This window comes from Phytobacter sp., from assembly GCF_059074235.1.
The window spans coordinates 1,966,234-1,978,922 of sequence record NZ_JCACPZ010000004.1; the positions used below are offsets into that span (position 1 = coordinate 1,966,234).

Here is a 12,689-nt window from a genome sequence, read left to right on the forward strand (position 1 = left end):
CTTTTTTTCAGCCTATTTCAGATAATACATACCCGTAATTATTTCTCTCCAAAGTGTCATTTGTCCATTTTTCATACTGTTCATTAATGCGTGATCTATAGCGCAAATAATAAACAAAGCAGGCAAAGCCCCTACAATTAACGTTTATGTGACATATCATTAACATCCTACAAGGAGAGCAAAAGCCATGAGCCAAATCCACAAACACGATATTCCCGCAAATATTGCGGAGCGTTGCCTGATTAATCCGGAGCAGTATCAAGCGAAATATCAGCAATCGATCACCGATCCGGATGTATTCTGGGGCGAGCAAGGCAAAATTCTTGACTGGATTACGCCTTATCAGAAGGTAAAAAATACCTCCTTCGCGCCAGGTAATATTTCAATTAAATGGTACGAAGACGGCACCCTGAATCTGGCGGCTAACTGCCTCGATCGCCACCTTGCAACACGAGGCGATCAGACAGCGATCATCTGGGAGGGTGACGACGCAAGCCAGAGCAAAAACATTACCTATCGTGAGCTGCATCGTGACGTTTGCCGTTTTGCCAACGTGCTGGTGGATCTCGGCATTAAAAAAGGTGATGTGGTCGCCATTTATATGCCGATGGTGCCGGAAGCCGCCGTTGCCATGTTGGCCTGCGCGCGTATTGGTGCCGTTCACTCGGTCATCTTCGGCGGGTTTTCGCCGGAAGCCGTCGCCGGGCGCATCGTGGACTCCAGTTCGCGACTGGTGATCACCGCCGATGAAGGCGTCCGCGCCGGGCGCAGCATCCCATTGAAAAAGAACGTGGATGACGCGCTAAAAAACCCGAACGTCAAAACCGTCGAACACGTGGTCGTACTCAAGCGCACCGGCGGTAAAACCGAATGGACCGAAGGTCGCGACCTTTGGTGGGATGCGCTGACGTCCAATGCCAGCGATGAGCACCAGCCTGTCGAGGTCAATGCGGAAGATCCCCTGTTTATCCTTTATACCTCTGGTTCAACCGGTAAACCCAAAGGTGTGCTGCACACCACTGGCGGTTACCTGGTTTACGCTGCCAGCACCTTTAAATATGTCTTCGATTACCACGATGGTGATGTCTACTGGTGTACCGCCGACGTAGGCTGGGTTACCGGGCACAGCTACCTGCTGTACGGGCCACTGGCCTGTGGTGCGATCACGTTGATGTTTGAGGGCGTGCCAAACTGGCCGACCCCGGCGCGCATGAGCCAGGTCGTTGATAAGCATAAAGTGAATATTCTCTACACTGCGCCGACCGCAATTCGTGCCCTGATGGCAGAGGGTGATAAAGCAATTGAAGGGACCGATCGTTCTTCACTGCGTATTCTGGGATCGGTGGGCGAGCCCATTAACCCGGAAGCCTGGGAATGGTACTGGAAAAAAATCGGTAACGAAAAATGCCCGGTAATGGACACCTGGTGGCAGACAGAAACCGGCGGTTTCATGATCACCCCGCTACCGGGTGCCACACAACTGAAAGCCGGGTCCGCAACCCGTCCGTTCTTTGGTGTGCAACCTGCGCTGGTGGATAACGAAGGTAATCCGCAGGAAGGGGCGACTGAAGGCAACCTGGTGATTATTGACTCCTGGCCGGGTCAGGCACGCACGCTATTTGGCGACCATGACCGCTTCGAACAAACCTACTTCTCGACCTTTAAAAACATGTACTTCAGTGGTGACGGCGCACGTCGCGACGAAGACGGTTATTACTGGATTACTGGCCGTGTGGATGACGTACTGAACGTCTCCGGGCACCGTCTGGGGACCGCAGAGATTGAATCGGCGCTGGTCTCCCACCCGAAAATCGCCGAAGCCGCGGTGGTGGGCATCCCGCACAACATCAAAGGTCAGGCAATTTATGCCTATGTCACCCTGAACCACGGGGAAGAGCCAACCCCTGCGCTCTACACCGAGGTGCGTAACTGGGTGCGTAAAGAGATTGGCCCACTGGCGACCCCAGACGTCCTGCACTGGACCGACTCGTTACCCAAAACCCGTTCAGGCAAGATTATGCGGCGCATTCTGCGCAAGATTGCCGCCGGAGATACCAGTAACCTGGGCGATACCTCAACCCTCGCCGATCCTGGCGTGGTGGACAAACTGCTCGAAGAGAAGCAGGCCATTACCATGCCATCGTAACCACGTATCCTCCCTCTCCCCGTGGGAGAGGGCCGGGGTGAGGGCATCAGTCCGGCATATCACCCCCTCACCCTCTCCTTCCAGGGTGAGGGAATAATAAAACAACCCCCTACCTTACTTCTGTGGAGACTCTGTGATGAATGACACCATTTATCAACGGATAGAGAACAACGCGCATTTCAGGGAGTTAGTCGAAAAAAGGCAACGGTTTGCCACCATATTGTCGCTTGTGGTACTGGTGATTTACGTCAGCTTTATCCTGCTTATCGCCTTCGCGCCGGGCTGGCTTGGCACCCCTATTGCCGTCGGCAGTAGCATTACGCGTGGGATTCCGATTGGTGTCGGTGTGATCGTCATTTCGTTTCTCCTGACCGGAGTTTATGTCTGGCGCGCCAACGGTGAATTTGACCGTCTGAACAAGGCTGTTCTGGAAGAGGTAAAAGCACCATGAAACGTTTGTTAATGGCGCTCGCCGCCCCTTTACTCGCCACCTCCTTCGCCTCCCATGCTGCGGACGCGATTACCGGAGCCGTCCAGCGCCAGCCAACCAACTGGCAGGCGATCATTATGTTCGTGATTTTCGTGGCGTTAACCCTCGTCATCACGTACTGGGCCTCCAAACGTACCCGTACACGTAGCGATTACTACACGGCGGGCGGCAACATTACCGGCTTCCAGAACGGTCTGGCGATTGCCGGGGACTACATGTCGGCAGCGTCGTTTCTCGGCATCTCTGCGCTGGTGTTTACCTCGGGCTACGACGGGCTGATTTACTCACTGGGTTTCCTGGTGGGCTGGCCGATTATTCTGTTCCTTATTGCCGAACGTCTGCGTAACCTGGGGCGCTACACCTTTGCAGACGTGGCGTCTTACCGCCTGAAGCAAGGGCCGATTCGCACTCTCTCCGCCTGCGGCTCGCTGGTGGTGGTGGCGCTGTACCTGATCGCACAGATGGTGGGTGCCGGTAAGCTTATCCAGTTGCTCTTTGGGCTGAACTACCACATCGCCGTGGTGCTGGTAGGCGTGTTAATGGTGATGTACGTGCTGTTCGGCGGCATGCTCGCCACCACATGGGTGCAGATCATCAAAGCCGTGCTGCTCTTGTTCGGTGCCAGCTTTATGGCCTTTATGGTCATGAAACACGTCGGCTTCAGCTTCAATAACCTGTTTACCGAAGCCATGGCGGTTCACCCGAAAGGCGAAGCCATTATGCGCCCCGGTGGGCTGGTGAAAGATCCGATATCCGCGCTGTCGTTAGGACTGGGCCTGATGTTCGGTACCGCAGGTCTGCCACACATCCTGATGCGCTTCTTCACGGTAAGCGATGCCCGCGAAGCACGTAAGAGCGTGTTCTACGCCACCGGTTTTATGGGCTACTTCTACATCCTGACCTTTATTATCGGCTTCGGCGCGATCATGCTGGTGGGGGCAAACCCGGCCTTTAAAGATGCGGCAGGTGCATTGATTGGCGGCAATAACATGGCGGCAGTCCATCTGGCGAATGCCGTGGGCGGTAACCTGTTCCTCGGCTTTATCTCGGCCGTGGCCTTTGCCACCATCCTGGCTGTGGTCGCCGGATTGACGCTGGCTGGAGCATCGGCAGTCTCCCATGACCTCTATGCCAATGTGTTCCGCAAAGGGGCGACAGAGCGTCAGGAATTGAAAGTCTCTAAAATTACCGTACTGGTGTTGGGTGTTGTCGCCATTCTGCTGGGGATTCTGTTCGAAAATCAGAACATAGCCTTCATGGTAGGACTGGCCTTCTCCATTGCCGCCAGCTGTAATTTCCCGATTATCCTGCTCTCCATGTACTGGTCGAAACTGACCACCCGTGGCGCAATGATTGGCGGCTGGTTGGGGCTGTTGACGGCGGTAATTCTGATGGTGCTGGGCCCGACTATTTGGGTACAAATCCTCGGTCATGCCGCACCGGTGTTCCCGTATGAATACCCAGCACTGTTCTCCATCGCCGTGGCGTTTATCGGTATCTGGATCTTCTCAGCCACCGATAATTCAGCTCAGGGTGTGCTGGAGCGCGAGCAATTCCGTGCCCAATTCATCCGTTCGCAAACGGGTATTGGTATCGATCAAGGTCGTGCTCATTAATCAAACCTCCCCGGTCATTCTGGCCGGGGATCACATTTTTTTCCCCTCACAGTACCCATCCTCAGCCACAGCGCTACAGTGGATAAGCAAAGTGAAACACTGTTTTTATTACTTCAATATGCTTATTCATTTATGTCAAAGAGGATGCTATGAAAAAGTATGCCCTTGTAGGAACAGGTGGTCGAGCCGGGCTTTATATTTCGGCGATTGGCAGTCAATGGAAAGAGAATGCGCAGATGGTCGCTTTCTGCGACACCAACCAAACGCGCATGGATTACGCCAATACGTTATTAAAAAATGAAGGTGCGGAGCCGGTCTCTACCTGGCCTGCGTCGCAGTTCGAAGCGATGATTCATGAGACACACCCGGACATTATTATCGTCACTACCATGGACCGTACCCACGATGACTATATTGTGCGGGCCCTGAAAGCGGGTTGTGACGTCATTACCGAAAAACCCATGACCATTGACGAGAAACGTGCGCTGCGGATCCTCGATGCCATTGAAGAAACGGGGCATACGGTACGCGTGGCCTTCAACTATCGCTATGCCCCTCACCACAGCAAAGTGCGTGAGCTGTTAATGAATGGCACGATTGGCGAGGTCTATTCGGTTCACTTCGAATGGTTGCTCAACACCGAACACGGCGCGGATTACTTCCGCCGCTGGCATCGGGAAAAACGTAACAGCGGCGGCCTGCTGGTACACAAATCCACCCACCATTTCGACCTGATGAACTTCTGGCTCAACAGCTACCCGGAACGGGTTTATGCGGAAGGCGCGCTGCGTTTTTACGGTAAAGAGAATGCAGAAAAACGCGGCGTCACCCAATTCTACCCACGTGCCCATGGCTATGCGGCTGCCAAAGAAGATCCCTTCGCGCTGCACATGGAAGAGAACCCGCAACTGAAAGCGATTTATCTTGATGCGGAACATGAGGACAACTACTGGCGCGATCAGAGCGTCTTTAGCGATGGGATTACCATCGAAGATACACTCTCTGTGCTGGTGAAATACCAAAACCAGTGCCAGCTCAGCTATTCATTGAACACGTACCTGCCCTGGGAAGGGCTGAACGTAGTATTTAACGGAAGCCAGGGTCGACTGGAGATGAAAATCGTCGAGAAATCCTACGTCAATGCAGGCGGTGAGCGCGAGAACGAAGGCAGCCTGAAATCCTGCAACATCACCGTGTTTCCAATGTTTGCGGAACCCTGGCAGGCAGACTTTACGTTGGGAGAAGGTGGGCACGGCGGTGGCGACAACGCCATGCTGGCTGACCTGTTCGGTACGCCGGGTAACGACCCACTAAAACGCGCTGCCGACCACCGCGCAGGGGCGATGTCGATCCTCACCGGCATTGCAGGCAATATCTCCATGCAGCAGCAACGACCGGTGAATTTTAGCGAGTTTGAACTGGTTAACCGGCTGAAGAGACTGAATTAAAACAGCAGCCGCGCCACCAGAGGCGCGGCTAATACCGTCACCACACCGGAGAGCATCATCACCAGGCTTGCCACCACACCTTCCTGCTGACCCAGTTCATAGGAGCGTGCCGTTCCTGCCCCGTGCGACGCCGCGCCAAAGCCCGCGCCTTTTGCCATGCCCTCACGAATGGACAGGCGTAGAAAAAGCATATCGCCCACCGCCATGCCAAACACGCCGGTAATCACCACAAACAGGGCTACCAGGTCGGGCTGCCCGCCAAGAGGTTTAGCTGCCGCCAGTGCAAAGGGCGTGGTGATCGAACGTACTGCCAGACTGCGCTGGACTTCATCAGACAGCGTAAAAAGACGTGCCAGCCAGACTGAACTGGTCACGGCAACTACCGTTGCGGTGATGACACCTGCCGAAAGGGACATCCAGTGGCGGCGAATGACCGCAAGATTGTCATAGACCGGCACGGCAAAGGCGATGGTCGCCGGGCCCAACAGCCAAAGTAGCCAGTGGGATTCACCGATATAACGCTGCCAGGAGATATGCCCGAAGATCAATATCAGCACCAGCAATAACGGTGTAAATACCAGTGGCATCAACGGGAGTTTGTGGAATCGTCGATACAGACGCTTATTCAGGAAATAGATAATTAGCGTCATGACCAGACACAATAAACTCAGGATGAAATCACTCATTTTTCAGCCTGCTGATTTCGAAACGATAAACTTTGTCCACCACCCAGGCCGTCGCCCCCAGTACCATGAGTGTACTGATGGCAATAACTGCAAAAATAAGCCAGCCTTCAACCATTAATAGCTGGGCATAATTCACCACCGCCACCACCGCTGGCACAAAAAACAGCAGCATCTCAGCCAATAACCAACGCGCTCCTGCCCGCACCCAGTTAAGGGGGATCACCCGGCACAAAATAAGTGCCAGCATCAATATCATGCCAACTAAATTAGCGGGCAGAGGTAAATGCAACCACTGGACAAGATACCCGGCAACAATAAATAGCCCAATATAGAGAATGACCTGAACCGGGACCTGCAGTCGACGCACAATGGCAGGCGTAATACGACGTAACGCCATATCCATACATATTTCTCGCACAAATGAGACAGAGGCCCAGTATAGATAGCCACCGTTACGTTCAGAAATGAATTAAACTCATCGCATGTATAGGTTAAAGGAATAATTATGGACATCAGAACGCTGCGTTATTTCGTGGAAGTGGTGCGCCAGCAAAGTTTCACGCGCGCAGCGGAGCGCTTATTTGTTACGCAACCGACCATCAGCAAGATGCTTAAAAATCTTGAGGATGAACTCAATTGCACACTGCTTATTCGCGATGGCCGTAAATTATTACTGACCGACACCGGGCGCGTGGTTTTCGAGCGCGGGCTGGCCATTCTGGCCGAATTTCGCCAACTGGAAGCCGAACTGGGTGACATTAATCATCTGAACAAAGGGGTGCTGCGCCTCGGCATCCCGCCAATGGTCGGCATGTTGATGGCAGGCCCCATCAGCCTGTTTCGCCAGCGCTACCCCGGCGTGGAGCTGAAAATCTCTGAATTTGGCGGGCTAACGGTGCAACAGGCCGTCACCAACGGTGAGCTGGATTTGGCGATGACCGCACTGCCAGTAGAAGCCGACAGCGGTCTTGCCACCCTGCCCCTCTTCAGCCACCCGCTCTGCGTGCTGGTCCCGCGTTCAGGGGAATGGCACAACATGAAATCCATCACGCCGGAGCAGCTCGCCGCGCATCCCCTGCTGATTTACAACGAGGATTTCGCGTTAAGCCGACAGCTCAATCAACTCTTCAGCCAGCACGGGGTCAAACCACGGATTGCGGTGCGCAGCGGGCAGTGGGATTTTCTTGCCGCTATGGTGCAGGCGGGGGTGGGCATCGCGATTTTACCCGAGCCGATTTGTCAGCGGCTGGATAAGCAGACCCTCAACTGGATACCGCTGGAGAGCGATTTGCGCTGGCTGCTAGGGATGATCTGGCGTGACGGCGTTTATTTGTCCCGCAGCGCTCAGGCGTGGCTGAAATGTTGTGAAGGGTTCTGGTTGCCGGAAACCACGGGCCCGGTCAGCGAACTGCCGCCGGGCCAGTAGCAAAGTTACTTATGCTCGATTAATAACGATTCCAGCAAATCGAGATCGTGCAGCATCTTTTGCAGTGTCTCATTGCTGATCTGCCGGGTCGCGCGCAGATGGTAAAGCTCCGCACGTTCTGAACGCAGGGCCGCCAGGCGGAAACGACGTTCAAGATTCTCCTCCAGCAGCGAGCTTTCAACGTTGTTGCGCCCGTCAGCGCGGCGACGCAAGTTGCCGATAACCCTGGAACTGACCTCGGTCAGCAACTGGTTATCGATGTTCTCTTCTGCATCCGCCGCCATGCGCTCTTCCATTTTTTGAATAGCGACAATAGCGACTTCGGCGGTGGCGGCACGCGCCATTCGTTCTTCTTTAAACTGCTGAGAATGGTCACGTACTTCAATATGCTGAAGCAGTTGTGGCAGAGCAATGACGCCGACAAACAGCGAGAAGAGGATCACCCCGGCAGCGAGGAACACCAGCTCATAACGCGCCGGGAAGTCCAGACCGTTAGGCAGGAACAGCGGAATCGATAACACACCCGCCAGGGTAATCGCCCCGCGCACACCGGCAAAGGTGGCAATCAGCAGTTCACGCGTGCTCCAGGAACCAAACTCCATCGGTTTCTTGTGCAAAAAGCGTTTGCTGAAGTTTTTCATGGTCCACAGCCAGCCAAAACGGACCAGCATCAACGCCAGGTAAATTAGAATAATGTCGGTGAACAGCATCCAGGTTTCGACATTCGGATCGGCTTCTGCTGCCACCAGGGAGGATTCCAGAATCCCTGGCAGTTGCAGACCCAACAGCAGGAACACCATGCCGTTAAAGACAAACTCCAGCATTGCCCAGGTGCTGTTGGCACGCAGGCGCATCGCCAGCGGCGCGGTACGCATCATGCCAGAACGGGTGATGGTCATCCCTGCCGCTACCGCCGCCAGAATGCCAGAGAAGCCAATATGTTCTGCAATCAGATAAGAGGCGAACGGTAACAGGAACAGCAGCACAATCTGGGTAGCGGGTTCATCACCGCCCCAGCGGCTAAGAAAACGCAGCGAACGCCCGTACAGCCAGCTCACCACAAACCCGGCCAGAATGCCGCCGATAGCCACTTTGAAAAACTCGACGGTCGCGCCACCGATGGTAAAGACCATCGTCCCCATCGCCACGGCAACCGCAAACTTCAACGAAACCAGGCCCGAGGCATCGTTCATCAACGCCTCGCCCTGCAAAATGCCCATGATTTTTTTCGGGATGCGGCCCTCACCGACAATCCCCGAAAGCGCGACCGCATCGGTAGGTGACAACACCGCAGCCAGCGCAAATGCCGGTACTAGTGGAATACCCGGTACCAGCAAATAAATTAAGAAACCGATGCCGACGACGGTGACCACCACCAGTGCCAGTGCGAGGCCGAAGATCTCTCGCCCGTGTTCGAGAAACTCACGAGTAGGCGTTTTCCAGCCATCGGCAAACAGCAGCGGCGGGATGAAGAGCACTAAAAACAGCTCCGGGTCGAACTCCACATGCAGGCCAAACGTGGGAAAAGCCAGCAGTGCGCCGATGGCGATTTGCATAAGCGGGAGGGGGATCTGAAAGGGTAATACGCGTGTAACGACCCCCGAGAGTGAGACCACAAGGGTCATGATGAGAATGGTAAAAAAGAGTTCCATGCGTTCCCTGTTTGCGATGTTTTTATTAAGGCGTCATGCCTTGATGATAGAACATTCAGCTTAACGCAAAGGTAACGGGATGTGCGCAAAAAATGAAAACGGGCGGCCTGAGCCACCCGTTTTGGGAGCAATCGTCAGACTTAGATAGCCCAACCGCCCGCATAGAAGGCAACCAGTGCGACGGCAATCACAACGGTACCGATGTTCAGCTTACGCCACTCACCGGAAACCACGCGACCAATCACCAAAGAAGCGAAACCGATCATGATGCCGGTAACAATGTTACAGGTCAGCACGATGAATACCGCCGTGATCAGGCCAGCCATTGCATCAACAAAGTCAGCAAAGTCGATTTTTGCCACGTTGCTCAGCATCAGCAGGCCTACGTACATCAGCGCAGGCGCGGTAGCATAGGCCGGTACCAGATAAGAGAGCGGGGAGAGGAACAGGATCAGCAGGAACAACACGCCGACGGTCAGTGCCGTCAGGCCGGTTTTACCGCCCGCCGCAGTACCTGCCGCAGATTCGATGTATACCGCTGCAGGTGCTGCACCCACCAGACCAGAGAAGACGCTGCTCAGGGAGTCGGTGGTCAGCGCTTTACCGCCATCGATGATCTGACCGTCTTTATCCAGCAGGTTTGCCTGACCGGCAACCGCACGGATAGTCCCGGTAGCATCAAACACCGCGGTCATCACCAGCGCCAGAACGCTTGGCAGAACAACTGGGTTAAGCGCGCCAACAATGTCCAGGCTGCCAATCAGAGAGTTACCCTGATCGTCGCTCAGCGATGGCATGGCAAAGATACCGGAGAAGTGAACGTTCGGATCAAAGATCAAACCGACAACGGAAACGCCGATGATGGTCAGCAGAATACCGCCTGGCACTTTCAGTTTTTCCAGACCAATGATCACCGCAAGGCCAATCAGGGACATGATAACCGGGAAGCTGGCGAAGTGGCCCAGCGCAACCGGCAGACCGTCCAGCGGGTTCTTGATGACCAGACCCACGCCGTTTGCAGCAATCAGCAGCAGGAACAGGCCGATACCGATACCGGTGCCGTGCGCAACACCTTGTGGCAGATTGCGCAGGATCCAGCTACGGATACCGGTGGCAGAGATCACGGTAAACAGCACCCCCATCAGGAACACTGCGCCGAGTGCGACCGGAACACTGATGTGTTGACCCAGCACCAGACTAAACGCAGTGAAAGCGGTCAGAGAGATAGCACAACCGATGGCCAGCGGCAGGTTAGCCCACAGACCCATAACGATGGAGCCTACACCGGCAACCAGACAGGTCGCGACGAAGACCGCTGCCGGTGGGAAACCGGCTTTACCCAGCATGCTCGGAACAACAATGACGGAATAGACCATTGCCAAAAAGGTGGTTAAACCGGCAACGACTTCCTGACGAACCGTGCTACCACGGCTGGAAATTTTAAAGAAAGCGTCAAGCGAACCGCCGGTACGCGCTGAAGGCGTAGACATAGAAAACATCCCCTGAGTATTTTTATCGTTCGTTGGTATACGCGGCGGACAGTCCACTGCATGTTAAACGTCGTCTCCCTGTGCTGCGTTGTGACAAAGGGGTGTCACAAAAAGCAAACGTTTAACTCCGCGCATACAAAACGGTTGGAAGAAAAAGGCAAACGATTATCCAGCGTTTAGATACCGCTTTTCAACTTAACTTTGCCCCTTTTTGCTAATTTTCACTTATGGCGGCGAAGAAATAACCGCCGCGTGCGCAAACGTTATCGTCGGTGCGCAACTTTGCAACATTTACGGATCATTTTTAGCTGCCAGGAAGATCAAAAGGTCCGCCCTGTTGTATAGCCCGTTGCCAGGCCGGACGCATTTCTACCCTTTTCTTCCAGGCTCTGGTATTAGGAAGGTCATCAACCCCACCTCTGGCGAGTAAGGCAAAAATCGGGAAGCTCATCTGCACATCCGCCATGCTGAGAGCCTCGCCCGCAAACCAGGGGCGATGGGCAAGTTCAGACTCAATAAAGTGCGCATGGGTGGCAATTTGCTTATTCAGCCAGGCTTTTTGGATGCCGCTGCCTAACGCTTTCCCTATCGTACGTACGCCAAACGGTACCGGCGGTTTACCCAGACTGCTAAAAACCAGCTTCATCAGTAACAGAGGCATCAGCGAACCTTCCGCATAATGCAGCCAAAAGCGGTATTGCTGTCGCATCGATACGTCCTGCGCCTGCGGCTTAAAGCGCTCTTCAGGGTCGTAAGTTTCCTGCAGGTATTCGAGAATAGCCCCCGACTCAGCAATCACCAGCCCACCATCTTCCAGCACCGGGGATTTACCCAATGGATGGACCTTTTTGAGCGAATCCGGGGCAAGCATAGTCTTTTCACGCTGATAACGAACAATCTGGTAAGGCAGATCCAGCTCTTCCAGCGCCCAAAGTACACGCTGAGAACGCGATTGATTGAGATGATGCACCGTGAGCATGGCTTTCTCCCGTGATTGATATGAATTTACTGTTTATTCTAATTAACTATAGAAAAGCCTTGGCTATGGATGAAAATTTTCCTAAAAAACCCCGCATGCAAATTGGCTATTTTTTAATCAAAAACTACAATAAAAGTGTCAGCACAATCCGGAACCTCCAATACAAATGAGGGGTGCTGATGTCGGGGGAAACCCTCCCATACGTGAATGGGATAGAGAGAAAGGCAAAGACCGGACCGACTAAAGCGCCTCAGTTGGGCGCTTTAGTTTTTTGTCGCTTCCCTGCACGCATTAATCCTCTTCCAACAAACGCGCACCCGTACCTTGCTGACCCAACTGATCACCAGGGTTACGTAACGGGCAGTCACTGCGTGACAGGCAGCCACAGCCGATGCAACCATCCAGTTCATCACGTAACGCCACCAGAGTATGAATACGCCTGTCGAGTTCCTCTCGCCACTGGGATGAGAGCTGCTTCCACTCTTTCGCACTCAGCGTATGCCCTTCCGGTAATACACCGAACGCATCGTGAATAGTTGCCAGAGGAATACCGATCCGTTGAGCAATTTTTATGATCGCCACATAGCGCAGCACATCACGCGCATAACGCCGCTGATTACCGCTGTTACGCGTGCTTTTAATCAGCCCTTTGCTTTCATAAAAGTGCAACGCAGAGACTGCAACCCCGCTTCGCTTCGCCACTTCTCCGGGGGTGAGCAGCGCTTTAATTCGTGGTGATTTTATTGCCATAAAAGC

At 54.0% G+C, this 12,689-nt stretch carries 11 protein-coding genes; 5 read left to right on the top strand and 6 right to left on the bottom strand.

Features of this window, described 5'->3' with window-relative positions; genetic code table 11:
* The first annotated feature begins 187 nt into the window (after positions 1-187).
* From acs to AC5JPW_RS13370, 4 genes are all read left to right on the top strand, one after another.
* Positions 188-2,146 (top strand): acetate--CoA ligase, encoded by a 1,959-nt coding sequence (gene acs / locus AC5JPW_RS13355; RefSeq protein WP_494240953.1) that lies wholly within the window; start codon positions 188-190, stop codon positions 2,144-2,146.
* A 136-nt stretch (positions 2,147-2,282) separates the two neighbouring features.
* Positions 2,283-2,597: a DUF485 domain-containing protein gene (locus AC5JPW_RS13360; RefSeq protein ID WP_494240954.1), complete on the top strand. Its 315-nt coding sequence runs from the start codon at positions 2,283-2,285 to the stop codon at positions 2,595-2,597.
* A complete protein-coding gene (actP, locus tag AC5JPW_RS13365; RefSeq protein ID WP_494240956.1) occupies positions 2,594-4,252 on the top strand; it encodes a cation/acetate symporter ActP in 1,659 nt (552 codons plus the stop codon). The genes AC5JPW_RS13360 and actP overlap by 4 nt, the downstream gene beginning before the upstream one ends.
* A gap of 149 nt (positions 4,253-4,401) precedes the next feature.
* Positions 4,402-5,700, top strand: coding sequence for a Gfo/Idh/MocA family protein (locus AC5JPW_RS13370; protein WP_494240958.1), 1,299 nt, complete (start codon positions 4,402-4,404; stop codon positions 5,698-5,700).
* Here the strand turns inward: AC5JPW_RS13370 and AC5JPW_RS13375 are convergent.
* The gene (locus AC5JPW_RS13375) at positions 5,697-6,386 is read right to left on the bottom strand and encodes an LrgB family protein (RefSeq protein WP_494240959.1); all 690 of its coding nucleotides are present in this window, start codon (positions 6,384-6,386) and stop codon (positions 5,697-5,699) included. The two genes, AC5JPW_RS13370 and AC5JPW_RS13375, sit on opposite strands and share 4 nt — an antisense overlap.
* Positions 6,379-6,789 (bottom strand): CidA/LrgA family protein, encoded by a 411-nt coding sequence (locus AC5JPW_RS13380; protein ID WP_494240960.1) that lies wholly within the window; start codon positions 6,787-6,789, stop codon positions 6,379-6,381. Before AC5JPW_RS13380 ends, AC5JPW_RS13375 begins: the two co-directional genes overlap by 8 nt.
* A gap of 102 nt (positions 6,790-6,891) precedes the next feature.
* On the opposite strand from AC5JPW_RS13380, the gene AC5JPW_RS13385 reads away from it, so the two are divergent.
* Positions 6,892-7,812: a LysR family transcriptional regulator gene (locus AC5JPW_RS13385; RefSeq protein WP_494240962.1), complete on the top strand. Its 921-nt coding sequence runs from the start codon at positions 6,892-6,894 to the stop codon at positions 7,810-7,812.
* Positions 7,813-7,817: 5 nt separating this feature from the next.
* On the opposite strand, the gene AC5JPW_RS13390 is transcribed toward AC5JPW_RS13385, so the two are convergent.
* From AC5JPW_RS13390 to soxR, 4 genes are all read right to left on the bottom strand, one after another.
* Positions 7,818-9,464, bottom strand: a complete 1,647-nt coding sequence (locus AC5JPW_RS13390) for a Na+/H+ antiporter (protein WP_494240963.1) — start codon at positions 9,462-9,464, stop codon at positions 7,818-7,820.
* Positions 9,465-9,604: 140 nt separating this feature from the next.
* Positions 9,605-10,954 carry a guanine/hypoxanthine transporter GhxP gene (ghxP, locus tag AC5JPW_RS13395; protein WP_494240965.1) on the bottom strand — a complete coding sequence of 450 codons (1,350 nt, stop codon included), beginning with the start codon at positions 10,952-10,954 and terminating at the stop codon, positions 9,605-9,607.
* A 304-nt stretch (positions 10,955-11,258) separates the two neighbouring features.
* Positions 11,259-11,933: a glutathione S-transferase family protein gene (locus AC5JPW_RS13400; RefSeq protein WP_494240966.1), complete on the bottom strand. Its 675-nt coding sequence runs from the start codon at positions 11,931-11,933 to the stop codon at positions 11,259-11,261.
* Positions 11,934-12,224: 291 nt separating this feature from the next.
* Positions 12,225-12,683 (bottom strand): redox-sensitive transcriptional activator SoxR, encoded by a 459-nt coding sequence (soxR, locus tag AC5JPW_RS13405; protein ID WP_494240967.1) that lies wholly within the window; start codon positions 12,681-12,683, stop codon positions 12,225-12,227.
* Positions 12,684-12,689: the final 6 nt, after the last annotated feature.

Excerpts from the sequence above, each read along its gene's own strand:
- acs (WP_494240953.1), top strand. The coding sequence starts at position 188 with ATGAGCCAAATCCACAAACACGATATTCCCGCAAATATTGCGGAGCGT.
- AC5JPW_RS13360 (WP_494240954.1), top strand. The coding sequence starts at position 2,283 with ATGAATGACACCATTTATCAACGGATAGAGAACAACGCGCATTTCAGG.
- actP (WP_494240956.1), top strand. The coding sequence starts at position 2,594 with ATGAAACGTTTGTTAATGGCGCTCGCCGCCCCTTTACTCGCCACCTCC.
- AC5JPW_RS13370 (WP_494240958.1), top strand. The coding sequence starts at position 4,402 with ATGAAAAAGTATGCCCTTGTAGGAACAGGTGGTCGAGCCGGGCTTTAT.
- AC5JPW_RS13375 (WP_494240959.1), bottom strand. The coding sequence starts at position 6,386 with ATGAGTGATTTCATCCTGAGTTTATTGTGTCTGGTCATGACGCTAATT.
- AC5JPW_RS13380 (WP_494240960.1), bottom strand. The coding sequence starts at position 6,789 with ATGGATATGGCGTTACGTCGTATTACGCCTGCCATTGTGCGTCGACTG.
- AC5JPW_RS13385 (WP_494240962.1), top strand. The coding sequence starts at position 6,892 with ATGGACATCAGAACGCTGCGTTATTTCGTGGAAGTGGTGCGCCAGCAA.
- AC5JPW_RS13390 (WP_494240963.1), bottom strand. The coding sequence starts at position 9,464 with ATGGAACTCTTTTTTACCATTCTCATCATGACCCTTGTGGTCTCACTC.
- ghxP (WP_494240965.1), bottom strand. The coding sequence starts at position 10,954 with ATGTCTACGCCTTCAGCGCGTACCGGCGGTTCGCTTGACGCTTTCTTT.
- AC5JPW_RS13400 (WP_494240966.1), bottom strand. The coding sequence starts at position 11,933 with ATGCTCACGGTGCATCATCTCAATCAATCGCGTTCTCAGCGTGTACTT.
- soxR (WP_494240967.1), bottom strand. The coding sequence starts at position 12,683 with ATGGCAATAAAATCACCACGAATTAAAGCGCTGCTCACCCCCGGAGAA.